Source organism: Amnibacterium flavum (assembly GCF_003097495.1).
GTDB lineage: Bacteria > Actinomycetota > Actinomycetes > Actinomycetales > Microbacteriaceae > Naasia > Naasia flava.
Genome location: NZ_QEOP01000004.1, coordinates 22,794 through 47,389, shown reverse-complemented (window position 1 = coordinate 47,389; position 24,596 = coordinate 22,794). Strand labels below are relative to the sequence as shown.

Annotated in this window: 20 protein-coding genes and 1 tRNA gene; 8 read left to right on the top strand and 13 right to left on the bottom strand. The window is 66.7% G+C overall.

Annotated elements, in window-relative coordinates; genetic code table 11:
• Positions 1-14: 14 nt before the first annotated feature.
• On the top strand, positions 15-1,043 hold the full coding sequence (locus DDQ50_RS15395; protein WP_116757692.1) for a methionine synthase: 1,029 nt from the start codon (positions 15-17) through the stop codon (positions 1,041-1,043).
• A gap of 242 nt (positions 1,044-1,285) precedes the next feature.
• Here the strand turns inward: DDQ50_RS15395 and DDQ50_RS15390 are convergent, their stop codons facing one another.
• The gene (locus DDQ50_RS15390; protein WP_116757691.1) at positions 1,286-2,377 is read right to left on the bottom strand and encodes a lipocalin-like domain-containing protein; all 1,092 of its coding nucleotides are present in this window, start codon (positions 2,375-2,377) and stop codon (positions 1,286-1,288) included.
• A 197-nt stretch (positions 2,378-2,574) separates the two neighbouring features.
• Complete coding sequence (locus tag DDQ50_RS15385) at positions 2,575-3,282, bottom strand: hypothetical protein (RefSeq protein ID WP_116757690.1); 708 nt, start codon at positions 3,280-3,282, stop codon at positions 2,575-2,577.
• 184 nt (positions 3,283-3,466) lie between these two features.
• Between DDQ50_RS15385 and DDQ50_RS15380 the strand changes: the two genes are divergently transcribed.
• From DDQ50_RS15380 to DDQ50_RS15365, 4 genes are all read left to right on the top strand, one after another.
• Positions 3,467-4,846 (top strand): 3' terminal RNA ribose 2'-O-methyltransferase Hen1, encoded by a 1,380-nt coding sequence (locus tag DDQ50_RS15380; RefSeq protein ID WP_116757689.1) that lies wholly within the window; start codon positions 3,467-3,469, stop codon positions 4,844-4,846.
• A gap of 2 nt (positions 4,847-4,848) precedes the next feature.
• Positions 4,849-7,392 (top strand): polynucleotide kinase-phosphatase, encoded by a 2,544-nt coding sequence (locus DDQ50_RS15375; protein ID WP_116757688.1) that lies wholly within the window; start codon positions 4,849-4,851, stop codon positions 7,390-7,392.
• A 685-nt stretch (positions 7,393-8,077) separates the two neighbouring features.
• On the top strand, positions 8,078-8,632 hold the full coding sequence (locus DDQ50_RS15370) for a hypothetical protein (RefSeq protein ID WP_116757687.1): 555 nt from the start codon (positions 8,078-8,080) through the stop codon (positions 8,630-8,632).
• A 305-nt stretch (positions 8,633-8,937) separates the two neighbouring features.
• On the top strand, positions 8,938-9,519 hold the full coding sequence (locus DDQ50_RS15365; protein WP_133245989.1) for a hypothetical protein: 582 nt from the start codon (positions 8,938-8,940) through the stop codon (positions 9,517-9,519).
• Between the two features lie 37 nt (positions 9,520-9,556).
• Here DDQ50_RS15365 and DDQ50_RS15360 read toward each other — a convergent pair.
• The 9 genes from DDQ50_RS15360 to DDQ50_RS15320 form a co-directional block, all read right to left on the bottom strand.
• Positions 9,557-9,628 (bottom strand) — tRNA-Arg (locus DDQ50_RS15360).
• Positions 9,629-9,685: 57 nt separating this feature from the next.
• Entirely contained in the window at positions 9,686-10,090 is a 405-nt protein-coding gene (locus tag DDQ50_RS15355; RefSeq protein WP_116757797.1) for an RbsD/FucU domain-containing protein, read from the bottom strand.
• A gap of 122 nt (positions 10,091-10,212) precedes the next feature.
• Positions 10,213-11,091: a carbohydrate ABC transporter permease gene (locus DDQ50_RS15350; protein ID WP_116757685.1), complete on the bottom strand. Its 879-nt coding sequence runs from the start codon at positions 11,089-11,091 to the stop codon at positions 10,213-10,215.
• The gene (locus DDQ50_RS15345) at positions 11,088-11,978 is read right to left on the bottom strand and encodes a carbohydrate ABC transporter permease (RefSeq protein ID WP_165829856.1); all 891 of its coding nucleotides are present in this window, start codon (positions 11,976-11,978) and stop codon (positions 11,088-11,090) included. The genes DDQ50_RS15350 and DDQ50_RS15345 overlap by 4 nt, the downstream gene beginning before the upstream one ends.
• 34 nt (positions 11,979-12,012) lie before the next feature.
• Positions 12,013-13,305, bottom strand: a complete 1,293-nt coding sequence (locus tag DDQ50_RS15340; protein WP_116757683.1) for an extracellular solute-binding protein — start codon at positions 13,303-13,305, stop codon at positions 12,013-12,015.
• A 73-nt stretch (positions 13,306-13,378) separates the two neighbouring features.
• Positions 13,379-14,953, bottom strand: coding sequence for a UxaA family hydrolase (locus DDQ50_RS15335; RefSeq protein ID WP_116757682.1), 1,575 nt, complete (start codon positions 14,951-14,953; stop codon positions 13,379-13,381).
• A complete protein-coding gene (locus tag DDQ50_RS15330) occupies positions 14,950-15,804 on the bottom strand; it encodes an amidohydrolase family protein (RefSeq protein WP_116757796.1) in 855 nt (284 codons plus the stop codon). Before DDQ50_RS15330 ends, DDQ50_RS15335 begins: the two co-directional genes overlap by 4 nt.
• A complete protein-coding gene (locus tag DDQ50_RS15325) occupies positions 15,801-16,811 on the bottom strand; it encodes an aldo/keto reductase (protein WP_116757681.1) in 1,011 nt (336 codons plus the stop codon). The genes DDQ50_RS15330 and DDQ50_RS15325 overlap by 4 nt, the downstream gene beginning before the upstream one ends.
• Positions 16,808-18,946 (bottom strand): alpha-amylase family protein, encoded by a 2,139-nt coding sequence (locus DDQ50_RS15320; protein WP_133245988.1) that lies wholly within the window; start codon positions 18,944-18,946, stop codon positions 16,808-16,810. The genes DDQ50_RS15325 and DDQ50_RS15320 overlap by 4 nt, the downstream gene beginning before the upstream one ends.
• A 328-nt stretch (positions 18,947-19,274) precedes the next feature.
• Between DDQ50_RS15320 and DDQ50_RS15315 the strand changes: the two genes are divergently transcribed.
• From DDQ50_RS15315 to DDQ50_RS15305, 3 genes are all read left to right on the top strand, one after another.
• Positions 19,275-19,979: a FadR/GntR family transcriptional regulator gene (locus DDQ50_RS15315; RefSeq protein WP_116757679.1), complete on the top strand. Its 705-nt coding sequence runs from the start codon at positions 19,275-19,277 to the stop codon at positions 19,977-19,979.
• An 85-nt stretch (positions 19,980-20,064) separates the two neighbouring features.
• A complete protein-coding gene (locus DDQ50_RS15310; protein ID WP_338065166.1) occupies positions 20,065-21,342 on the top strand; it encodes an endo-1,4-beta-xylanase in 1,278 nt (425 codons plus the stop codon).
• A 296-nt stretch (positions 21,343-21,638) separates the two neighbouring features.
• The gene (locus DDQ50_RS15305; protein ID WP_116757677.1) at positions 21,639-22,583 is read left to right on the top strand and encodes a PrsW family intramembrane metalloprotease; all 945 of its coding nucleotides are present in this window, start codon (positions 21,639-21,641) and stop codon (positions 22,581-22,583) included.
• A 250-nt stretch (positions 22,584-22,833) separates the two neighbouring features.
• On the opposite strand, the gene DDQ50_RS15300 is transcribed toward DDQ50_RS15305, so the two are convergent.
• Together DDQ50_RS15300 and DDQ50_RS15295 are read right to left on the bottom strand one after the other, a co-directional pair.
• On the bottom strand, positions 22,834-23,733 hold the full coding sequence (locus tag DDQ50_RS15300) for a CHAP domain-containing protein (protein WP_165829855.1): 900 nt from the start codon (positions 23,731-23,733) through the stop codon (positions 22,834-22,836).
• 140 nt (positions 23,734-23,873) lie between these two features.
• Entirely contained in the window at positions 23,874-24,371 is a 498-nt protein-coding gene (locus DDQ50_RS15295; protein WP_116757675.1) for an HNH endonuclease, read from the bottom strand.
• Positions 24,372-24,596 lie beyond the last annotated feature (225 nt).

Here is a 24,596-nt window from a genome sequence, read left to right as displayed (position 1 = left end):
AAGGACCCTCGAGCATGTCCACTCTTCTCCCCACCTCGACCGCCGGCAGCCTGCCGAAGCCCGCCTGGCTCGCGGAGCCCGAGAAGCTCTGGTCGCCCTGGAAGCTCGAGGGCGACGAGCTCGTCGAGGGCAAGCAGGATGCGTTACGGGTCGCGGTGCAGGAGCAGCACCGGCGCGGTATCGACATCGTCAGCGACGGGGAGCAGACGCGCCAGCACTTCGTGACGACGTTCATCGAGCATCTCGGTGGCGTCGATTTCGAGGATCGCGAGACGGTACGAATCCGCGACCGGTACGACGCGAGCGTGCCGACCATCGTCGGTGCGGTGAGCCGTGAGAAGCCCGTCTTCGTCGACGACGCCAAGTTCCTCCGCTCGCAGACCGACCGGCCGATCAAGTGGGCGCTTCCCGGCCCGATGACGATGATCGACACCCTCTACGACCGGTATTACGGCAGCCGCGAGAAGCTGGCGTGGGAGTTCGCGCGCATCCTCAACGAGGAGGCGAAGGAGCTCGAGGCGGCAGGGGTCGACATCATCCAGTTCGACGAGCCCGCGTTCAACGTCTTCCACGACGACGTCCAGGACTGGGGAGTCGCGACGCTCGAGCGGGCGGCCGAGGGACTGAGCGCGGAGACCGCCGTGCACATCTGTTACGGCTACGGAATCAAGGCGAACACCGACTGGAAGGCGACCCTTGGGCCGGAGTGGCGGCAGTACGAGAAGTCGTTCCCGCTGCTGCAGCAGTCGACCATCGACATCGTCTCGCTGGAATGCCAGCACTCGCACGTGCCGATGGACCTCATCGAGCTGATCCGCGGCAAGAAGGTCATGCTCGGCGCCATCGACGTGGCGAGCGAAACGATCGAGTCACCGGAGGAGGTCGCCGACACCCTCCGCAAGGCGCTCCAGTTCGTCGACGCGGACAAACTCATCCCGAGCACGAACTGCGGCATGGCCCCGCTCCCCCGCAAAGTAGCCCTCGGCAAGCTGAGCGCACTGGCAGAGGGCACAGCCCTCCTGAGGGCCGAACTCCCGGCCTGACGCCCGCCACCCCGCCCGTTGAGCCCGTCGAAACGAAGGGACAAGTCCGCCTGACGCCCGCCCGTTGAGCGCAGCGAAACGAAGGGGCCGCCACCCCGCCCGTTGAGCCCGCCGAAACGAAGGGTCCAGACCGCAACCACCCCGCCCGTTGAGCGCAGCGAAACGAAGGGACTCGGCCCCGCCCGTTGAGCCCGTCGAAACGAAGGGCTTAACGCAAGCTCGCGAACCTTCGGCCCCCAACCTCACCGAAACATCATCTTCTCGTAAAGCGTCCGCCCCTTGACCTTGTCGATGAGGTCATCGAGTTCGATGTCGAGGGTCATGTCGGCGTTGAAGTCGTAGTACATGGGGTGCTGGCCGGCTTCCATCAGCTTCTTGAGGCCGTGCGGGTGGGTCGACATGTCGAGCGATTCGATGAGCTTCGGCTTGGTGACCGTCATGGTGATGCTGCCGCGTTCGCTCTGCCACTCCCAGTCGAGGTGCGTCGGATAGGTCTGGTGCCCGGGGCCGGGAACGTCGTCGCTGGTTTCGAGTCGGAGGGGCAGCAGGTCGTCGGTGATGATCTGCTCGCCCTTGGCGAGGTAGAAGGTCGGGATGTTCATCTGTCCGAGACCGAACAGGCCCTTCGTCGTCATCCGCACGTAGACGACGGTGTAGTCGCCGATGTGGGCGCGGCCCCAGAACCAGTGGTCGAGGAACGACCCCATGAGGTGGTTGCCCCAGTTGTGGTCGTGGTACGCGCTGCCGGTCACCGTGGTGGTGGCGCCGTTCTCGGTGATCGTCGCCGAGACGGTGCCGTAGGGAACCGGGACGACCCAGGCGAGGAAGTGCGTCTTGGCGGAGTCGAAGTAGCTCACGCCGGCGCCTGGACGCCATGACGGCGCGGCGCGGTTGATAGTGACGTCGGCGGTGAGGCCGTCGACTTCGAGGTGGAGTTGGTAGGTGTCGAGGTCACCGGTGACGGTGTTCTTGCCGATCGTCACATCGCAGTGGTCGGTGGCGGCGCTGAACTGGTCGGCCGGGAACGTCGGTTCGAGGTGCACCCGACTGCCGTCGGCGTGCTGCCGGATCACGAGGACCGTCGGTGTGAGCGGCCCGCTGGGGTCGGTGTGCGGCTTGTTGGAGAAGGTGACGACGAGGGTCGAGCCGTCGTCGAGCTGGCAGTCGAAGTACCACCACTCGAACGTGCTGTCCGCGGTGGCGGCAGCGCGGTAGCCGTCTTCCCACACCTCGACGGTGCCGGGCTTGAGCCCCAGTTCGGACAGCGTCTCGTCTTGAGCCTTGTCCATGGCGGCCCGGATCGAATTGGTGTCCGGCAGATCGTGAGCGGTCAACGCAGTCTCCTTCAGGAGTCCCCCAAGCGCCCCGAAATCCGCGGCACTCCCCCATCCGCTGCGTGGATCCGTGTCCCCCGACACCTCGCAACGAGTGCGTCACCAGGGTGGCAGGCGCCTGCGGACCGGCTCGACCCCCACTCAGAGGGCCGATGTCGACGCCACGGCTACCCGTATCTAGATGGCGACGTGACAGCTCACGAGCATTCCGGTACCTCGGCGGCTGGCGCGCTGAGTCGACCGACGGTGACCCCGTCGGCGCTGGGGTCGGCTGCGACGGCGACATTCGTCCACCCCGGGCTCCAGGCCGCGGCGTCGACCGAGTAGATCGGTGTGCCGAAGCAGGTGAGGTATCCGACGTTCGCGGCTTCAGCGTCGACCCACGGAGCACCGGAGGCGATGTTCGCGGGTGTTGTCAGAGCGACGCGCCCCTCGGAGGGCTGGGATACGAAGACCCGGAAGCTCGGCCAATAGGCATCCCGCGTTGTGACCTTGAGCCAGTCGCCTTCGTCGTAGTGCTGCTCACTGACGGTGAGCCCGCCCCAGCTATGCCAGGTCGCTGGTGGGAAGTGACCATTGCCCGGCTGCTCTTCATCGACGGGCGCGACTCCGAACACGGTTGTCAGAGCGGCGACCGGATCAGCGGATGAACCGAGGTAGTCGTACGACGCGACGGCGACGCCTCCGGCAAGGAGTTCGATGCTCTGAGGTGTCACGCTGACCTGATCAACTGTCGTGAGCGGGTCGGCCTCGGCAGTCGGCGTCGGTGCGGCGGATGTCGACGGCGCACTCGTGGGCGACGTATCGACCGAGGGTGCGGCACTCGTGCATCCCGAGGTCAGAAGCGCGACGGAGAGCGCAACGCCCACTCCGATCAGCAGGCGAGCGCCAGGTCGCGGGGTCATCTGGTTATCCTCACAAGCTCGTCAGGCTGCCCTACGTCGACACGTCGTCGACGGGAATCTCAGGGTGGCAGGCCTTCTCAACCGGCTCGACCCCCACTCGGAGGGCCGATGTCACATCGCCTCCCGCGCATTCGGTGGTCCCCTAGGGTGGCAAGACGCTCTCCTCCGACGACGGAACATCGCCTTGCTTGCCACCATCACCTACACCGGTCCCGACGCGACCGACCTCGGCTTTCTGCTACACAAGCACCCGTCGAAGGTTCAGACCTTCCCGATGAGCGTCGGGCAGGCGCACGTCTTCTACCCCGAGGCCACCGACGAGCGCTGCACCGCCGCTCTGCTGCTCGAGGTCGACCCGATCGACCTCGTCCGCAACAAGCGGTTCGGCGGCACCGACTCGTTCTCGCTCAGCAACTACGTCAACGACCGGCCCTACGCCTCGTCCTCGATGCTCGCCGTCGCGCTGGGACAGCTGTTCCGGACCGCGATGACGGGACGATCCGACGCACGACCCGAACTCGCCGCATCCGCCATCCCGCTCGAGATCGAGCTGACGGCCGTCCCCAGCCGGGGCATCGGCGGGCTGGCGACACGACTGTTCGAACCCCTCGGCTGGGCCGTCGACGAGACGGCCATCCCACTCGACCCCGCCTTTCCCGAGTGGGGCGACTCCCGCTACGCGAACCTCCGCCTGACCGCCACCATCCGGCTGTCGGATGCGCTTCGCCAGCTCTACGTCCTGCTCTCGGTTCTCGACGACTCGAAGCACTACTGGGTGAGCGACGACGAGGTCGGCAAGCTGCTGCGCGCCGGCGAGGGCTGGCTGCCCGAGCACCCGGATCGCGAGCTGATCACCCAGCGCTACCTCGCCCATCAGCGCACGATGATCGCCGACGCCACCGCTCGCCTCGTCGAGCTCGACGACGACTCCGTTCCCGCGGAACCGGATGCGCAGACCTCGACGCCGCTCTACAACCTGCGCGCCGAGGCGGTGCTCGCGGCGCTCAAGGATGTCGGCGCCCACCGCGTCGCGGACCTCGGTTGCGGCGAGGGCGCCCTGCTGAAGCGGCTCGCCGCCGATCCGTCTTTCGTCGAGATCATCGGCACCGACGTGTCGAGCCGTTCCCTTAACATCGCCGAGGAGCGGCTCCAACTACGACAGCTCAGCGATGCGCAGCGCGCGCGAATCAAGCTGCTGCAGTCATCGGTCACCTACCAGGACGACCGGATCAAGGCCCTCGACGCCGCCGTGCTGATGGAGGTCATCGAGCACGTCGACCCCGACCGCCTCGGATCGGTCGAGTCGTCGGTGTTCGGGCATGCCCGCCCCGGTGCCGTCATCGTCACAACGCCGAACGCCGACTACAACGTGCTCTACCCATCCCTGCCCGCCGGTCGATTCCGTCACCCCGATCACCGATTCGAGTGGTCGCGGGCCGAGTTCGCCGAGTGGGCGCAGGGCGTCGCCGACCGCAACGGGTATCAGGTCGAGTTCCGTCCCGTCGGCGAATTCGACCCGGCCGTTGGATCCCCCACCCAGCTCGCACTGTTCAGGAGGGTGTGACGATGTCAGAGCTCGCCATCCCCGAGATGTCGCTGGTCGTGCTGATCGGTTCCAGCGGTTCGGGCAAGTCCACGTTCGCGCGTGACAAGTTCGCCCCGTTCGAGACACTGTCGAGCGACTTCTTCCGCGGCCTGGTCTCCAACGACGAGAACAACCAGGCAGCGACCCGCGCCGCGTTCGATTCCCTCCGTTACGTCGCCGGCAAGCGCCTCGAGGCGGGGCTGCTCACCGTGATCGACGCGACGAACGTGCAGTCCGAGGCGCGGAAGGGGTTCGTGCAGTTGGCGCGCGACCACGACGTGCTGCCCGTGGCGATCGTGCTCGATGTTCCGGAGCGCGTCTGCGTCGAACGCAACGAGTCGCGGACCGACCGCCCGTTCGGTGCGGATGTGATCCGCCGCCAGCAGGACCAGTTGCGCCGCTCGCTCAAGTTCCTCGGCAAGGAGGGGTTCCGCAAGATCCACATCCTGCACGGGGTCGACGAGATCGCGGACGCGTCGATCAAGCGGGAACCGCTGCTCAACGACTTCCGTCACGAGACCGGACCGTTCGATGTGATCGGCGACATCCACGGCTGCCGGTCCGAGCTCGAGTCGCTGCTCGGCAAGCTCGGCTACTTGCTCGAACGTGACGCCGAGGGGCGTCCGGTCGATGCCACACATCCGGAGGGCCGCAAGGTGGTGTTCCTCGGCGACCTCGTCGACCGCGGTCCCGACACCCCGGGCGTGCTGCGGCTGGCGATGGGGATGGTCCGCAACGGTCACGCTCTCGCCGTCCCGGGCAACCACGAAGACAAGCTCATCCGTGCTCTTCGCGGGAAGAAGGTACAGACCGCGCACGGTCTCGCCGAGTCGCTGCTGCAGCTCGGGGCGGAGACGCCGGAGTTCCGGAAGGAGGTCGAGCAGTTCGCGGACGGTCTCATCTCTCATCTCGTGCTCGACGGCGGGAAGCTTGTCGTCGCTCACGCTGGAATGCGCAAGGAGTACCAGGGCCGTGCATCCGGTCGGGTTCGATCGTTTGCTCTGTTCGGCGACACGACCGGCGAGACCGATGAGTACGGTCTGCCGGTTCGCTACCCGTGGGCGGACGACTACCGGGGCAAGGCGATGGTGCTCTATGGGCACACTCCGACGCTGGAGCCGGAGTGGGTGAACAACACGATGTGCCTCGACACCGGTGTGGTGTTCGGCGGCAAGCTGTCGGCGCTGCGCTACCCCGAGCGCGAGGTCGTCTCGGTGCCGGCGCAGCAGGTCTGGTTCGAACCGGCGAAACCGCTGGCCGCCCCTGCAGCTGTTGCGGCGGAGCGCGAGCGGGCAGCTGGTCTGCTGTCGATCGACGACGTCTTGGGCAAACAAATCGTCGAGACCAAGACTCACGGTCGGATCGGTGTCCGCGAGGAGTACGCGGCTGGAGCGCTCGAGGTGATGAGCCGCTGGGCGATCGACCCGCGCTGGCTGCTGTACCTGCCGCCGACGATGAGCCCGCCCAACACGTCGAGCCTGGACACTCTGCTCGAGCATCCTGCTGAGGCGTTCGCGTTCTACCGCAAGGAGGGCGTGACCGAGCTGATCTGCGAAGAGAAGCACATGGGCTCTCGCGCAGTCGTTCTGCTGGCGCGTGACCCGTCGCGTTTCGACGCCCCCGCCGGATGGCGCGGTGTCGTTTACACGCGCACCGGCCGCCCGTTCTTCGAGCGCGAGCTGGCCGACGAGTTCTTGCGCCGTTTGGATGCTGCCTTCGAGAAGGCCGGCCTCTGGTCTGAGCTCGGTTCGGATTGGGTGATGCTCGATGCCGAGCTGCTCCCGTGGTCACTGAAGGCGGGCGACATGATCCGCGACCAGTACGCCTCGGTCGGCGCCGCAGCAACGGCTGCCCTCCCCCGCGCGGTGTCGGTACTCGAGCAAGCGGCGGCGAACGGAGTCGAGATAGGCGACCTGCTTGCCCGGACACGCCCACGAGCCGTGAACGCGTCCGCGTACGTTGAGGCGTACCGGAACTACGCGGCTCCTGCGTCGGGACTGGATGGGGTGCAGCTCGCGCCTTTCCAGGTGCTGGCGACGGAGGGTGCAACGCATTCGGACAAGAGCCACGCCTGGCACCTCGCGATCGCCGACCGCCTGGCGGCGGCAGATCCGGAGCTGATCCGAGCGACACGGTCGATGACCGTGAATCTCGCCGACCCCGCAACGCTCGACGCGGCCACCTCGTGGTGGGAGTCGATGACTGCGGCGGGTGGCGAGGGAATGGTCGTGAAGCCGCTCGCGAACCTGGTTCGTGGCGAGAAGGGGCTGGTGCAGCCCGGCATCAAGGTGCGGGGCCGCGAGTACCTGCGCATCATCTACGGCCCCGACTACACGGAACCGCAGAACCTGTCCCGCCTCCGCGACCGCAATCTCGCCCACAAGCGCTCGATGGCGCAACGCGAGTACGCGCTCGGTATCGAAGCCCTAGAACGAGTTGCGGCGGGAGAGCCGCTGTGGCGCATTCATCAGGCTGTGTTTGCAGTGCTCGCGATGGAGTCAGAGCCCGTCGACCCGCGTCTGTAGGTCCGCTGGGCTCCACTGCCCGGACGGGCAGAGGCCGCGTTTTCATATCCGCCGCTCAGCTCTGTTGCGGCTATGGCATCGAGGTAAACCCAACTGGAAACCAACCCTCGGGCTGGAAATGCGGCAGTACGAGCAACCCTCCCCGTTAATGCATCAGTCGACGATCGGCACCGTCTCGCTGGAAAGCCACCACTCCCACGTGCCGATCAAACCTGTCGAACTGATCCGCGGCAAGAGGGTCACGCTCGGCACCATCGACGTGGCGAGCGACGATCGAGGCCCCAGAGGAAGTAGCCAGCCGATGACTCGACCAGTCAGCGAGAGATCCCAATCTAAACGTGTCCAGCCCGTATTCGCTCGTGTGAACTTCTAAGACATGCCGTTAGTAGAGTTGAAATACCTGATCGTGGCATTATTTCAGTACACCTCGTGTTGTAGCCAGCGACACGGAACAAGCCACATCGAACATGTACAGCACTCCCCGAGCATCAGGAGGCGTGTGTGACTTCGCAGCGCCCGGCAGAATGGCCATGCGACCAGCCCGGGCATACCTGATGACACGCCGGCTTGACTCCTTCTGGCGACTCAAGCCCGACGGGTGTACCGTGTGCGACGTGCGACTGCTCGTATCCATGACCACGAAAGGACTTGTCCCTTGTCTGATGACGATCTGGCGAATATTTCCATGAAGACCATCGAGGAGGTCGACGGCATGGGACTAAAGCCCGCCGACCGCTCGATTGTGCTCGAGGCACTACTGCGGGCCAGGCTGAGCCCGAGTTCGTCCACCAGCGCTACCCACGCAGAAGCAGGATCTACCGACAAGCCGCTAGTGCAGCCTGCGGAACAAGGCGATGTACTCGGGAAGCTTGCCCACGTGCTGAACCTGCCGAAAGACACGCTGGAGCTGGTCTACGACGTTGTTGACGACGGTCCAGCGCTCGTGGTTTCTGCAAAGAAGATCGCAACTAACAAGTCGCAGGGCATGCGCCAGCTGGCACAACTGATCTCAGCAGCGAGACAGATCTCGGGCATCGAGGAGTGGACGTCTGCGGGCCTAATACGGAAAGTTGCCCAAGATTACGGTCGGCTCGACGGAAGCAACTTCGCGGCGAGCTTGCAGCTCCTAGAGGATGTGGCTGTACTGCGTGGCAAGGGTGCGTCCCGTGAGGTGAAAATCACCAAGCCCGGGATCGAAGCGACGTCTGAGCTCATCCGGACGATCACGGGCAACGTATGACGGCTGGCAACCCCCAGTCCGAGCCCACGGCGGTGAACGAGGGCGTCAGACTCCGCATGCAGCGACTCCCGCAAGGGATCCAAATCTTAGCGGCTGGCGCACTTGCAGCCGTTGCGTCGTCGACCGACACATTCGCAACGAAGGACGTCGTGGCGGTACTTAGCGCACTCAGACTCCCGCCCGTCGGCAACCCTAGCGACTCCCTCGGCAGGCTCCAGAAACGTCAACTATTGATGCGACCGACCCCCCTGACCTGGGCTTTGACGCCTCTTGGTCAGTCGACGCTGGAAAAGGAGGCGGCCGCAGTGTCGGTGCCAGCGCTCGCGTTGGAGCTCGGCCAGGTACCAGGAGCGGAGCTCGGCAACACTCGTCTGAGCGTGATTCCACCCTTCCTCGGACCGATGGCGGGCAACCCTGGGCTATCAAGACTACTGGCCCGTACGGAATTCGACCGCAATGTGATGCTGATCACTCGATTTCCAAAGACGGAGGAGGATCCATTCAACGGGCTCATCGGTCGAATCCGTGAGGCCGTCTCCCAGCACGGATTGGCCCTTCAGGTGGCGAGTGATAGCGCAGTTGAGGACACCCTCTGGGCGAACGTCGTTACTTACATGTGGGCCAGCAAGTACGCAATAGTCCTCATGGACCATGCCGGGGATGCATTCAATTCCAACGTCTTAATCGAGGTGGGAGGAATGCTGATGACCGGGCGCAAGTGCGCCATTCTCAAAGACACGAGTATCGATACGCTGCCCTCCGACATAGCTGGTCATATCTATCGACCGACACCTCTCAGTGACCATGACGCTAGCGTGGGCGAAATTCACAAATGGCTTCGCGACGATCTGCTGTCGCCCGCATGCCAGGCTTGTCCACCGATGTAATCGCTACGCCGCGGCATAGCGAGAGGAACCCGCAGGGTGCCCCTGGAGGGACTCGAACCCCCAACCCTTTCCTTAGGACGGAACTGCTCTTCCATTGAGCTACAGAGGCTGACCGGTCTAGCGTACCGGCGGTGACCGCCACGCGACGAGCGCGACGGGCAGCGGGTCAGGCGACTCCGACGGTCAGCATCAGGTTCGCGTAGAGGCGGGTGTCACCCGTGGTAACCACGACGGCGACCTCGCTCCCCCGCGCTGCATCGTAGAACTCGAAGCGGCCCAGCGAATCCAGCTGCAGGGGCGCGAGTGCCTTCGCGTATTCGTCGTGCGCCGGGATCTCGCCCGGGCCCTCCATCACGCACGCCGCCTCCACTGGGAGGATCGGCAGTACCAAGCCCAGCAGATCCGAGACGGTCGGCAGGTTGCGGCCGATCGACAGCTCGATGAGGCGTGCACGCGGGTTCGCGGCGGTCGTCGCCGGGTAGTTCGCGTCGGTGAAGAGCACTTTCGAGCCGTGGCCCGCCGAACTCAGCGCCGAAAGCAGAGGCGGGTTGGTCAAGGTCAGACGCAGCATCATCGCTCCTAGTCATCACAGAACAGTCATCACGGCCCATCCCAGCAAGGCCGACCTCGAGGCGCCAGCCGTCCGAACGCCGCGGCGCAGGTGAAGAGAGACCCGCGCCGCGACGACCGGCGTCACTCTCCCCGTAGGGCCCCCGCCGCCAGGCCCGCGACCACGCGCTCCTGAGCGGCGAGATAGAAGATCAGCGACGGGATCGTCGCGACCACCAGCGCGGCCATCAGACCGGGGATGTCGACCCGGAACTGGCCGTAGAACGCGTTCAACCCGAGCGGTATCGGGTAGTTCTCACCCGACGACAAGAGGACGAGCGCGAACACGAACTCGTTCCACACGAAGATGAACGTGATGATCGACACCGTCGAGATCGCCGGCCCCGACAGTGGGATCACGACGTTGCGCAGCAACTGCCAGTGCCCCGCGCCATCGATCTTCGCCGCATCGAACAGCGATTCGGGGATCTGCCGGAAGAACCCGGTCAACACGAACACAGCGACCGGCAGGTTGAACGCGATGAACGGCCCGAACAGCGCCGGCAGCGAGTCATACAGCCCCAGCTGCTGGGTGAGCACGTAGCTCGGGATCAGCGTCACATGCACGGGCACCATGATCCCGGCCAGGAACAGCAGCATCATCGGGGTGTTCAGCCGCGTCTTGAACCGGGACAGCGGGTACGCGGCCAGGATCGCCAGCACGACCGTGCCGATCACGCCGACGGCGGTCACGATGATGCTGTTGAGGAAGTAGCGGCCGAAGTTCGACGCAATCAGGTTCGTGAAGTTCTCGAACGTGAGCGCCTGCGGCAGGAGGAAGGGGTTGGCGAGGAACTCCCCGCTCGTCTTCAACGACCCCGTCACCATGAAGGCGAACGGGAACACGCTGAACACGGCGGTCACCCCGGCGAGCACGTACCAGCCCACCCGGGCGAACCGGATGTTCGGCAGGAACCTTCGGCCCTGGGCCGCCTGGCCGCGTGCGGTCGTGATGGCGGTCATTTGGCGCCTCGCATTTCGTCAGCGTGGTTGCGGCGGTTCGACTGCACGATCACCAGAACGGTGAGCACGAACGTGATGAGGAACATCACGACCGCGATCGTGCTCGCATAACCGAGCCGGTAGTTGTCGAAGCCTTGTCGGAACATGTACGTCGCGAGCAGCTCCGTCGAACTGCTCGGACCGCCACCGGTCATGATGTAGACGAGGTCGAAGGCCTTGATCGACCCGGCCAGCGACAGGATCGACGTCGTGATCAGCACGGGCTTCAGCAGCGGCAGCGTGACGTACCAGAACCGCTGCCACGGAGTCGCCCCATCGAGTGCGGCGGCCTCGTAGACCTCGCCGTTGATCCCGGCGAGCGCGGCCAGGTAGATGACCATGTAGAACGGCGCCCACTGCCAGATGTTCGTGGCGAGCACCGCTGCCAGCGCTGTGCTCGACTGGCCGAGCCATCCCTGTGCCAGATCGCCCAGCCCGACAGCCCGCAGGAATCCGTTGATGATTCCGAAATCGGGGCTGTAGATCAGGCGCCACAGGATGGCGATCGCCACCGTCGACATGAGGGTAGGGATGAAGTAGATCGCCCGCCAAAACCGCTTGGCTCGCGCGGCGGTCGCCACGATCAGCGCCAACCCGAGACCGATCGGCAGCTGGATGACGATGCTGACGAACAGCAGCAGGGCGGTGTTGCCCATCGCCCGCCAGAAGACCGGGTCGGCCAGCAGCTCGGTGTAGTTCTCCAAACCCACCACAGTCGCTGCCCGACCCGGACCGGCCCACGAGGTGAAGCTCAGAACACCCGACTGGATGACGGGATAGATGAGAAACAGTGCATACACGGCGAGCGCGGGCAACAGGAACGCAGCCCACACCGCCCTGTCGCGCACCCTCAAACTCTGAGCTCTCCTCGTGGCCATGGCGTTATCCGTTCAGCTTGTCGAAGACGGCCTGCATGGCTTCCGCGGCACCCTCAGACGTCGCATCACCACCGAACAGCGACTGGACCTGCACGAGCATCTCGGTCGAGAGCTCGGGCGCCAGCAGCTGGTCGGGCCACGCCGCGATCGCCGGAGCGTTCGAGATGGCGTCGGACACCTTCTGCACCAGCGGGTCGTCGATACCGACACCCGCGTAGACGGGCACGCGACCGATTCCGGCCATCTCGGCCGAAGCCTGCTCGTCGACCAGGTAGGAGAGGAGCTCCTTCGCGGCGTCGGGGTTGTCGGTCGACGCCGAGATGGCGTACATCGGCGAGACGCCGCCGGTCATCATGTCGCTCGTGCCCTTCGCGCCGTCCCACGCGGGAACGGTGAAGAAGTCCATCTTCTCCAGCATCTCGGGCGCCTCTTCGCGAGCCGACGAGACGGTCCAGTTGCCCATGTGGTTCATGGCGGCGGTGCCGGCGTAGAACAGCTGACGCGACTCACCGGAGTCGTAGTCGAGGCCGTTGAACCCGTCGTTGAACGCGCCTGCGGCGGTCAGCTCCTGGATCTTCTTGTGCGCCTCGATCACGCACGGGTCGGTGAACTGGATCTTCGGGTCGGGGGTTGCGATGGTCGCCCAGAAGTCGGGGCCGCAGGACAGCGCGACGAGCTCCGACCACCACTGGCTGCCCGGCCACTGCGTCGCGTTCGCCATGGCGATCGGCGTGTACCCACCCGCCTTGGTGGCCGCGATGACGCTCATGAACTCATCCCACGTCGTGGGCGGGGTGAGTCCGAGCTCGTCGAAGATCTCGGTGTTGTACCAGACCATCGACGCCTCGACCGCTGACGGCAGCGCGTACTGCTTGCCGTCCGCCGAACCCTGAGCGAGAACGGCCTCGCTGAAGGCGTCCTTGTATCCCTTGTCCTCGACGAGGTCGTCGACGGGGACCACGAGGTTCGACGCGGCAGCCTCGTTGAGCGACGCGCCACCCCAGGTGAGGAACACATCGGGGCCGTTCGGGGTGCCGAGGCCGACCCGGAGCTTCGTCTTGTACTGGTCGTTGACGGTGTCGGTCATGTTGACCTTGATGTCGGGGTTCGCCTCTTCGAAGCGCTTCACGGCATCGGGCACGGTCGGGTTGTCGGACAGGTACCAGAGGTCGAGGGTCTTGCCATCACCCCCACCTCCCGAGGCGCTGTCTCCTGCGGTGGGCACACAGCCGGCGAGGGCTGTGGTGGCGAGAATCGCGGCGAGGGCGATTCCCAATTTCTTCGGACGCGGCGTCATTGCAGTGCTCCTTCTATTGGTGGTGGGGATACAAGGGGTCGGGAAGTCGGGGAATCCTTCGGATGACAGGCGGTCACATGACCGCGGAGAGCTGCCAGGGCACGAACTCGTTCTGGCCGTAACCGAACAGTTCGCTCTTGGACGACTCCCCCGAGGCGCAGGTCAGCATGCGCTGGAAGATCTGCTCGCCGAGCTCGTCGACCGTGGCGTAGCCGTTGACGATCTCGCCGCAGTTGATGTCGATGTCCTCGCTCTGGCGCAGCCACAGCTCGTTGTTGGTCGACAGCTTCAGCGACGGGGTCGGCTGGCAGCCGTACGCGGATCCGCGGCCGGTCGTGAACGCGATGAGGTTCGCTCCCCCCGCGACCTGACCGGTGGCGGACACCGGGTCGAAGCCGGGGGTGTCCATGAACACGAACCCGCGGGTGGTGACGGCCTGGGCGTACTCGTAGACCTCCATCAGCGCGGTCGTGCCGCCCTTCGCGACACCGCCGAGCGACTTCTCGAGCACGGTCGTCAGGCCGCCCTTCTTGTTGCCGGCCGACGGGTTGTTGTTGAGCTCAGCGCCCATGCACTCGGCGTAGTCGAGCCACCAGGCCATGCGGTCGAGCAGCTTCTGCCCGACTTCGGGGCTGCTCGCGCGGCGGGCCAGCAGGTGCTCGGCACCGTAGATCTCGGGGGTCTCCGACAGGATCGCGGTGCCGCCGTTGCGCACCAGCCGGTCGACAGCGGCACCGAGCGCGGGGTTGGCCGTGATGCCCGAGTAGCCGTCCGATCCACCGCACTGCAGGCCGACGATGAGCTCGGATGCGGGGACCTCCTCGCGGTAGACATCGTTCGCCTGCGGCAGCATCGACTTCACCAGCTCGATTCCGCGAGCGACCGCCTGGCGGGTGCCGCCCACGTCCTGCGTGTTGAAGCTCGCGACCGGGCGGTCGAGCCCGCTGAGGTCGACCTCGACGAGGTCCTCGACCTGGTTCGTCTCGCAGCCGAGGCCGATGACGATGACGCCGGCGAAGTTGACGTGCTGGGCGTACCCGCGGAGGGTGCGCTGCAGCACCTGCAGGCCGAGCCCGTTCGGGTCGACCGCGCAGCCGTTGCCGTGCGTGAGCGGCACGACACCGTCGACGTTCGGGAAGTCGGCGAGCGCCGCGGGGTTGAGGTCGCGGCGGAAGTAGTCGGCGATCGCGCGGACGACAGTCGCCGAGCAGTTGACCGAGCTGACGAGACCGATGAAGTTGCGGGTCGCCACGCGACCGTCGGCCCGGCGGATGCCGAGGAACGTGGCGGGCTTCTCCACGAACTGGGTCGGCCGGGCGTCGACCCCGAACTGCGCTGCGTGATCCACCTCGACGTAGTCCAGGTTGTGGGTGTGCACATGAGCACCCGGGGCGATGTCGGTGCGGGCGAGGCCGATGAACTGGCCGTAGCGGATCACCGACGACCCGGCGGAGATGGCGCGGGTCGCGACCTTGTGACCCGACGGGATCGGATCGATGGTCGTCAGGCTCTCGGAGTCGAGCCGGTCGCCGGCGGTCAGGTCGTAACAGGCGACCACGACGTTGTCGTCGGGGTGCAGCCGGATGACCGTGCGCCGGGAACGGGCCAGCGAGATCGCGACGGGCGGGCGGATTGTCGGGGTGCTCATCGCCCCACCTCCTGTATGAGTCGGTCCGCGGCGTCGAGGCCGTAGATCCTGCTGGCTGTTCCCCCGAACACCGCATCGCGATGCTCGGCGGGAACGAGGTCGTGCGCCATCGCGAACCAGTCGGCGTACGACGCGACCGTCGTGACGACGGGCCAGTCGCTCCCCCACAGCACGCGGTCGGGGCCGAACGCGTCGAGGATGGTGGCGATGTAGGGCTCGAGCTCGTCGCGGCTGGTGCGGGTGCCGGCTTCGGTCAGAAGGCCGGACAGCTTGCAGACGACGCGGTCGGAGGCCGATGCAAGATCGCGCAGGTCGCGGGCCCACGGCTCGAACCCATCGGCGGCGATGTCGGGCTTGGCGCCGTGGTCGACGAGGATCGACAGCCCGGGGCGGGTCCGCGCGAGTTCGCTGATGCGAGTCAGGTGGACAGGCTTGATGAGAGATTCGTAGACGAGCCCAGCCTGCTCGAGGGCGTCGAGGGCACGTCCGACCTGATCGCCGAGGATCCAGTCGGGGTCGGCGATGGCCTGCAGCCAGGGGCGGAGGGCGACGAGCAGCGGGTCAGCGGCGAGGGATGCGATCTCGTCGGGGGCCTCGGGCCGCTCGAAGTCGACCCATCCGACGACTCCGCGAACACGGTCGGGGTTGTCGCGGGCGACCGCGAGCACGTGGTGGGTCTCGGCGCGGGTCGGGGTCGCCTGAACGATGACGCACGAGTCGACCGGCGTCGACGCGGCGGCCTCCGCCCAGTCGGCGAGGGAGAAGTCACGCCGGAGCGAGGCGTCCTCGTCGGCGAGCCAGTCGTAGTCGCCGCGGTCGATCCGCCAGACGTGCAGGTGGGCGTCGATCATCGGCGCGCCCCCTCCGGCGAGAGCCACTGCGCCTCGACGAGGCCGGTGCGGGCGAGTTCGTCCCACAGCTCGTCGGGCACCGCGACCTCGCGCCAGTCGAGCAGCTGCTCGAGCTCGGCGGCCGAGCGGGGCCCGAGGAGAAGGGTGTCGAATCGACCGGACCGCTCGACGAACTGCAGGGCGACCGCGGGAAGCGGCACCCCGAAGCGGTCGACGACCGAGCGGAGGCCGTCGAGCTTCGTCGCGATCTCGTCGGGCAGCTCGGCGTAGCGGAAGCGGTCTCCGCCGGCGAGCACGCCCGTGGCCAGCACCCCGGCCGCGAGCAGCTTCACGCCGCGTTCGGCGCAGCGCTCGAACACGTCGGCCGACCGGTCCTGCTCGAGCAGGTTGAACTGGTTGGCGAGCAGACACCAGTCGAGGTCGGTGTCGTCGAGGGTCTCGAGCACGGCACGGCCCTCGTTGACCCCGAGGCCGATCGCGCCGGCGATGCCCTCCGCCTTGATCTCCGCGACCGCGCGGTAGCCCCCGGAGCGCAGCTGGTCGACGTACTCGAGGTTGCCGTCACCGTGGGTCTGCACACCGATGTCGTGGATGAAGACGACGTCCACCCGGTCGCGGCCCAGCCGCTGCAGGCTGTCCTCGATCGAACGCCAGATACCGTCGTAGCTGTAGTCGTAGACCTGGGCGAACGCGCCCGCGTTGCCCCAGCCGAACTCGTCCCGCCATCCGCGAACCGACGGGAGGCTGAGCGGTGTCATGAGCCGGCCGACCTTGGTGCTGACCTGCACACTGTCGCGACCGGCGCGGTCGAGGAACGATCCGACCCGGCGCTCCGCGGTTGTCAAGCCGTACATCGGTGCGGTGTCGATGTAGCGGATGCCCCGGGCGTAGGCGGCATCAAAGAGGTCCTGCACCTCGGTGCTCGAGACCGCCGTGTACATCCCGCCGAGCGCGGCGGTACCCAGCCCGAGCGAAGGCAGGGCAGCCGCGGTGCTCAGCTCGCTCATTCGTACTCCACGAAGACGAAGGCGAGTTCCGCGCCCAGCTCGGCGGTGAACGAGGCCGACTCCCCCGCGACATCCGAATCGGTGATGGTCGCGCCCGGTCCGCCGGTCACCGAGACGAAGCGTCGGCCCTCGGGCGCCTGCAGCTCGATCGCGGCCTGCTCGACCGGCACCGGCGCTTCGGCTCCGTAGTTGTGCAGGGCGACGAGCACCCGGTTGTTCTCGGGCTGGTCGTATCCGCTCAGCCAGACCCCGGTGCGCGCCCGGCCGGTCAGCGATCGCCTGTCGCCGATCAGGTCGCGGATCATCCGCACGAACAGGGCCCGGTTCGCCTCGGTCGCCGACCTCTCGAGCACGAACGCGCTGTAGACCGCGCGGCCCTCGCCCGTCCGCTGCTCCGACAGCACCGAGTGCTCGGTGTGGTCCCACGGCGGGGACGAGTGGATCGCAGCCCAGGTCTTCTTCTCGACGTTGCCCCACTCGGGCGCGCCATAGGGAAGGACGAGCGTGCCGAGCACGTCGGCCGTCGTTGCGGTCACGCGCGGCGAGGTGGTCAGCGGAACGGCCGTGTACGGCACACCCCACTGGTCGTTGTACGGCTCGCTGACCATCGACTGCGGGGCGATGGCGTCGCGCACGATGTCCGCTGCGGGCTCGAGGAACGACACTCTGCCGTCCTCCTCGCCCACGAACGCGACCCCGAACACGTCGGCCAGCATGAAGTCGTCGTTCCGGGTGCCATCGACGTGGACGAGCGAGGTGTATCCGCTCGCGTAGATCGAGCCCCCCGCTGCCACATAGGCGCGGAATGCGTCGACCTCGCGCGTCGTCATGCGCGAGACGTCGGGCAGGATGATCGCCGACCACTCGGACAGGCGGTCGAGGTCGCTCTCGGTGATCACACCGAACGCGATGTGAGCGCTCGTGAGCGCCTTCGCTGCGCCGCGCGCCGCCTCCACATGCGGGAACGGGGTGCCGCCGAGCCGCGTCGGCGGGCCGGCGACGATGCCGTTGTCGGCGAAGTCCATGAACGAGTTGTCGGAGAAGTAGATCGCGACGTCCTCGATCGGGGTCCCGCCGATCTCGCGCTCATACGGCTCGATCGACTCGAAGGCCGCCTTCATCGTGTCGTAGCTGCCGATCTGCTCGGTGCCGATGGGGTCGATGCCGTCGATCACGATGAACGCCGACCCCGCCGAGGTCGCGGCGAGCGCCTCGGTCGAGAGCTGCGGGATCGACTTGAGGGTCACGTGGTCGATGAGGTCGACGCCGACGCTGACCATGAGCTCTGCCGGCTGGGTCGCGCTCAGGTGCTGCGCCATCTTCGTGACGACGAGGTGCTCGTACCGGTTGCCGTAGAGATCGAGCGAGGTGTAGGTGTCGAGTCGCCCGGACTGCAGGGGCTGGGCGCAGCGCCATCCCGACAGCGCGTTGGCCAGGTTGTGGGTGACGGCGATGCCGGGCTTCAGCTCGTGCGCCCGGTCGATGAGGATCTCGGTCCAGTCGGCGATCCAGCGGCGGCGGGCCTCCTGGAACGTCGCCCACGCCGGGTCGGTCCAGTCGACGGTGCCGGGGATCTCCGCACCCTCTTCCGCGCGGTAGCGGTCGGTGCAGGCCTGGCACGAGCAGATCGCGAGGAAGAAGATCATGTCGAGCCAGAGCCCGTCCCACTCGTAGCGGGTGAGGATCTCCTGCATGATGCCGAGCTCGTAGGCCCGGTATTCGAGATTGTTGGGGCAGCAGACGCCGTAACGGGTGCGGTCGTGCAGGTTGCGGCCCGTCGAGCGGTCGATCTGCGCCCACTCGGGGTGAGTCTCGGCCGCGTAGTTGTCGAAGGTGATGCTCTGGTACGCGGCGGTTGCGATGCCGCGTTTGCGGAGCGCATCGTTCAGCTCGCCCATCACGTCGCGATCGCCGAGGTTGCCGTGACGGCGACCGATGTCGGACGGGTAGGAGGTGAGACCCACGTGAGACTTGGCGTAGATCATGACCGCGTTCAGGCCGGCGCGCTCGCACTGCGCGGCGAGCCTCTCAGGGTCGTACTCCGACAGGAAGCGGTCATCCCAGTCGGGGATGTGCATGTCGCGCAGCATCCGGTGGGTGCTCTGCTGGAAGGACTTGCCCTGAGACGTCAACACTGACTCCTACACCGTGATTCGAAGGCGGGGGCGGGCCATGAATCACTCAAATGTGATCATCATTGACCCGATGACTTCTGCGTCGTTGGGATAGTAGATCGGATGACTCCGCAGGGTCAAGGGAAAGCCGAAGTCGGGATGGAACCGACCGGGGAACGGCCGCCAGCCCGGATTTCCGCACATCTGCCGATAAATCCGCTGCCGAAACCCTGCGACAGTCGTCCGATACATGAGCGGTCTCGCTCGCCGATTGACCCGATGACCGGCTATTATCCGAAAACCACGCGGCAGGCACAGGGCCTCGCGCTCACCGAGGGATCGACGGACGATGGCAGTCACCGAGGATGCGATCGAGCAGATCAAGACGATGATCATCTCGGGCGAGCTCAAGCCCGGCGACAAGCTCCCGGTCGAGAAGGACCTGGCGGGTCGCCTCGGCCTCTCGCGCAACTCGATGCGGGAGGCCATCCGTGCACTGAGCACGCTCCGCGTTCTCGAGACGCGCCAGGGCGCCGGAACTTTCGTGACGAGTCTCGCTCCCGGCATGGTGCTCGAGGCGGTCAGCTTCATCGTCAACCTGCACGACCACAAGGCCGCGATCGACTTCCTCGAGGTGCGCCGCGTGCTCGAGGCCGAGGCCACGTCGCGCACGGCGTTCCGCGCCACTCCCGATCAGGTCGATCAGATCCGGGCAGTCAACGACGAGATGAAAGCGGCAGCCCACGTGAAGCCGCTCGACACCGCGAAGCTCATCGAGATCGATCGCCGCTTCCACAGCGCCATCGCCGCGGTCTGCGGAAACCCCGCCCTGGCCGCTCTGACCGACATGTTAGGCGGCCAGACCGCCCCGGCGCGCGGGCTGCGCATCGCTGCCGCGACGAGCGTTGCGAGCAGCGCCACGCTCGAGCATGACGAGATCATCTCTGCGATCGCCGACGGCGATGTCGAACGCGCACGACTGCGCGCCTCGGTGCACGTTCTCAACGTCGAGGACTGGCTGCGCCGCGAAGCCGCGACGGTCGACGAGCAATAGTCACCTTCGCGCGACGCTCCGGTTCGGGATGCGGGCGCCCCGACGCACATGAAAGACTGTCGGCCGATCGAGAAACGAGGACGTTTTGACCACGAAACTTTCGCAGGCTGACCCCACCATGAAGCACCGCATCGCCGACGCAACAGTCACGGTTCTGGGCGCCGATGGGCAGCCTCTGGCTGACACCGAGGTGACAGTGGAGCAGACGCGCCACGCGTTCTCCTTCGGCAACATCGGGTTCGACTTCATCCCCCTCGCCAACAACGAGACCGAGGAGAGGCCGCTCTTCTTCGGCAGCGCATCCCTTGCCCGCCTGCCCGAACTCGCCGACCAGTGGCTGGAGCTCTTCAACACCGCGACGCTCCCCTTCTACTGGGCGCCCTTCGAGACCGAGCGCGGCAAGCCCGACACCGCCCGGCTGCGCAAGACCGCCGAATGGTTCATCGAACGCGGCGTCACCGTCAAGGGGCACCCGCTGTTCTGGCACACCCTCGCGCCCGAATGGCTGAACGAACTCCCGCTCGATGAGGTCGAGAAGATTCAGCGCGAGCGCGTGCGGCGCGAGGTCGGCGACTTCACGGACCTCATCCACATCTGGGACGCCATCAACGAGACGGTCATCCTGCCGGTGTTCGACAAGGACGACAACGCGCTCACCAAGCTCGCGAAGCAGCGCGGTCGGATCGAGATGATCAAGCTCGCGTTCGGCGAGGCGCGGGCCACGAAGCCCGACCTGTTCCTGCTGATCAACGACTTCGACCTCTCCCCCGATTACGAGGCGGTCATCGAAGAGGTGCTCGCGGCGGGCATCAAGATCGACGCGATCGGCCTGCAGACGCACATGCACCAGGGCTACCGGGGCGAGGATGCGATCCTCGCGATCATCGACCGGTTCGCGCGCTTCGGTCTGCCCATCCACATGACGGAGTCGACTCTGCTCTCCGGGCACATCATGCCGCGCGAGATCGAGGACCTGAACGACTACATCATCCCCGACTGGCCGAGCACGCCCGAGGGCGAGGAGCGCCAGGCCGACGAGATCAACCGTCACTACCGCTCGCTGGTCTCGCACCCCGCCGTGCAGGCCATCAACTACTGGGGACTGACCGACGACGGCGCCTGGCTGGGCGCCCCCGTCGGGTTCGTCCGCAAGGACGGCAGCCTGAAGCCGTCGTACGAGGTGCTGCGCGGTCTCATCAAGGGCGAGTGGTGGCTCTCCCCCGTGACCCTGCGCACGTCGGCGGAGGGAACGGTTCCGGTGAGCGGCTTCCTCGGTGACTACAGGGTGACGGCAGGCGACAGCTCGGCCGCGTTCGCCCTGGAGACGGCTGGCGAGACGAAAGCCGAAGCCCGCCTCGCCTGAGGCCGCTTCGCATCGCTGCGCTCAGCGGGCGCACTTCCCGCCCGCCCCGCGCAGCGGAACGCAGGACCCATCCGCGCCCGCCCGCCCCGCCAGTTGAGCCCAGCGAAACGCAGGCTCAGGCTCAGGCTCAGGCTCAGGCTCCCCACCACGCCCCACCTCGGGGCACTCGTTCGGGGACCCACCACGACGGGGGGTCGCGGAGGAGCCCCGCGTTTCGGCAGGCTCGGTGTCGACGAAGCGGCCGTTGGACCTGCGCGGGGGCGCAGGCGGCTGGATTCAAGGGGGCATCACTTCACGTGAGCACAGTTCTCGACAAGGACGCCACTCCGGCGGTGCACGAGACCACGAACGAACACCACACTCGCACCCACACGTCGCGTGCGGAGAAGAAGGCCGAGAAGAAGGGCGGACCCGTCCGCCACACTCACACGGCCCTCGTGCTGGCCGCCGGCTTCGCGGTCTGGCTCTACCTCGGTCTCGTTCCCATCCATCTGATGCACAACACCGCTGTCGTCCCCGCGTGGGCACTTCTCGGTGCTGCGCTGGTCCCCGGCGTGATCCTCTGGATCATGTCGCACCGCCTCGCACCCTCCGACACGATCACCGCTGAGAAGATCGTCCAGACCGCCGCGATCGGCGGTTTCCTCGCGATCACCATCGCGAGCACGCTCGATGCTCTCACCGGGATGATCCCGCAGCCGGTCGAGTACGGTCACGGTGCCATCCAGCTCGCACTCGCCGGTTTCGTCGAGGAGTTCGCGAAGGCCGTGCTGATCGTCGCGCTCGGCTGGGGCGTGGCCAAGACCGCACGCAACGGTCTCTTCATCGGTGGCGCCGTCGGCGCCGGGTTCGCGATCGTCGAGACCACCTATTACATCCTGGCCGCGTATGACGGCCGCAGCCCCGTCGCCGCCTCGGCCTTCGTCATGTTCGAGCGCGGGCTGACCGCTCCGTTCATGCACATCCTCTGGAGCGCGGTGCTGGGTGCCGCGATCTTCGCCGCGGCTCGTGGCAGCCGCTTCCGTCTCACCTTCGGTGTCATCGGGGCGTACATTCTCGTCGCCCTGCTGCACGGCATCTACGACGGAGGCGGCGACATGGCCGGCATCCTCCTGAAGGACCCTGCCATCAGTGGTCTCTTCGATTTCCCGCTCATGCTGGGCGTGATCATCGGCGGTGCGTTCATCTGGCGCCACGTCGCACGCAAGAACAAGGCGACCGAGGCTTCGGTCTCCGCCTGAGAGAACGACAGGGCCGGTCACCTCGACACGAGGTGGCCGGCCTTCGTCATGCCCGGGGTGCGCCCTTCACTTCGCTGCGCTCAGTGGGCGGGCGGAGCGGTCGGAGGTTGAGTAGGCCGGAGGCCGTTGCACGCCCCTTCACTTCGCTGCGCTCAGTGGGCGGGCGGAGCGGTCGGAGGTCGAGTAGGCCGAAGGCCGTTGCAAGTCCCCCTTCACTTCGCTGCGCTCAGTGGGCGGGCGGGCGAGCGGGCTAGCGGGGCGGCGCGTAGAGGAAGAGGGCCACGTCGGTCGCCGCGATCGTGCGGATCCCGTACTTGTGGGTGCTCCCGTGGTTGTACTCCTCGATGACGATCTGCCCGTTGTCGAGCACCGTCTTCACGTAGGCGACATGGTTGCCGTTGAACCAGGCCACGGAACCCGCGACGGGCTCACTGCCGGTGGGCCACCCGTGCGAGCGCCAGTTCGAAGCCCACTGGGACGCGTCGCCGCCGTTGGGCGTCAGGTTGAACCAGGTGTACTTCCACGGAGCCTGCGTGACGCCGGCGTCACGGTTGAGTCGCCAGGCGACGAAGTCGACGCACTCGCGGTAGTAGTAGCTGAGCGGCGAGAGCCCACCGCCCTCGACGTCGGCCTCCTCGGCGAACCACGGGTAGTCGTCGCCGAGTTCGCGGGCACCGGATGCCTCGTACTCCTCGGTGCGAGCCGTGCGCGCGGGGTCGGCGAGACGGGCGGCCATCTCCTCGTCGGAGGTGGCGGCGAGTCCGCCGCGATCGATGGTGCTGGCGGAGACGTTCGCCGACACGAACAGGCTCTGACCGGTCTTGGCTCCGGCGTAGACGGTGCCGTCCTCCGCGACAGACGCCGCGTAGGCGGGCAGTGCAGCGGTCGCGAACAGGCCGGGGACCACCAGAACGGTGACGAGCGCCCGCCACGGACCGGTGCGGCGCTTCGGCGCGGGCGCCGCAGTGCGCGGGGAAGCGGCCGGAACCGAACGGCGAACGCCCGGCGCGGACCGCCCGACGGTGACCCTGCGGGCACCTGCCTGCGTGGTACGCGGGCGTCGCGACTCGTCTTCGCGGCGCTGTTCCGCCTCGCGGAGTTCACGTCGGGTGAGGGGTGAAGCAACGGGAGTGCCCACTGTTTCAGGCACGAATCGCCCCGCTTCTGTCACGCCACCATCCCTCATCGCCAATGCATATGCATCCACTCTCCGAGGAGAGCAACCCTTCGAGGGTACGTGACAACTGTCGTTCTGTCACGAAGCGGTAACGGCGACACGCCCTCCCGGAGTCACGCGGCAGGGGCGAGGAACTCATCCCAGGCGGGTTGCGTGCGCTCGGTCCCGCGCACGATCCAGGCTGAACCGTGCGGCGGGCGCGGTGAGATGCGCAGCTGCCACCCCATCTCGCCGGGCGTCCGATCACCCTTGATGTTGTTGCAGCGCAGGCAGCAGGCGACGAGGTTCTCCCACGAGTCGGCGCCGCCACGCGAGCGGGGCAGCACATGGTCGACCGTCGTGGCACTGTGACCGCAGTAGCCGCAGCGCTGGGAGTCGCGCCGCAGCACGCCCCGCCGCGACACGGGCATGCGACGGGCGCCGGGGATCCTGACGTAGCGGGTGAGCAGGATGACGCTCGGCCTGTCCCACTCCCCCGACGAGGCGATGATCGGATTGAACTCGTCGGCGGCGACGACGGTCGCCTTCCCTGTCATGACGAGCACCAGTGCCCGCTTGAACGAGATGACCGCCAACGGCTCGTATCCCGCATTCAGTACCAGTGTGCGCATGCGTCGCCCCTTCGAATGGCCCGCACGGCTTGCGGGCTCCGACCAGATCCGACGGTCGCGCAGACACGAAAAAGGGCACCGTCTACATGACGGTGCCCTCGGTCTGATGCCGCAGAGATGCGACGGTCGGATATCCGGATCACGGATATCTGACCTGCGGTCCATTGCCCCGCGAGCGCGCGCCGATCCATGGCTGGGATGCGGCTACTCGGTTGCATGAACTCC

Bases quoted from the DNA above. Each gene is read 5' to 3' on its own strand.
- DDQ50_RS15395 (WP_116757692.1), top strand. From the start codon at position 15: ATGTCCACTCTTCTCCCCACCTCGACCGCCGGCAGCCTGCCGAAGCCC.
- DDQ50_RS15385 (WP_116757690.1), bottom strand. From the start codon at position 3,282: ATGACCCCGCGACCTGGCGCTCGCCTGCTGATCGGAGTGGGCGTTGCG.
- DDQ50_RS15375 (WP_116757688.1), top strand. From the start codon at position 4,849: ATGTCAGAGCTCGCCATCCCCGAGATGTCGCTGGTCGTGCTGATCGGT.
- DDQ50_RS15370 (WP_116757687.1), top strand. From the start codon at position 8,078: ATGAAGACCATCGAGGAGGTCGACGGCATGGGACTAAAGCCCGCCGAC.
- DDQ50_RS15355 (WP_116757797.1), bottom strand. From the start codon at position 10,090: ATGCTGCGTCTGACCTTGACCAACCCGCCTCTGCTTTCGGCGCTGAGT.
- DDQ50_RS15350 (WP_116757685.1), bottom strand. From the start codon at position 11,091: ATGACCGCCATCACGACCGCACGCGGCCAGGCGGCCCAGGGCCGAAGG.
- DDQ50_RS15340 (WP_116757683.1), bottom strand. From the start codon at position 13,305: ATGACGCCGCGTCCGAAGAAATTGGGAATCGCCCTCGCCGCGATTCTC.
- DDQ50_RS15335 (WP_116757682.1), bottom strand. From the start codon at position 14,953: ATGAGCACCCCGACAATCCGCCCGCCCGTCGCGATCTCGCTGGCCCGT.
- DDQ50_RS15330 (WP_116757796.1), bottom strand. From the start codon at position 15,804: ATGATCGACGCCCACCTGCACGTCTGGCGGATCGACCGCGGCGACTAC.
- DDQ50_RS15325 (WP_116757681.1), bottom strand. From the start codon at position 16,811: ATGAGCGAGCTGAGCACCGCGGCTGCCCTGCCTTCGCTCGGGCTGGGT.
- DDQ50_RS15315 (WP_116757679.1), top strand. From the start codon at position 19,275: ATGGCAGTCACCGAGGATGCGATCGAGCAGATCAAGACGATGATCATC.
- DDQ50_RS15295 (WP_116757675.1), bottom strand. From the start codon at position 24,371: ATGCGCACACTGGTACTGAATGCGGGATACGAGCCGTTGGCGGTCATC.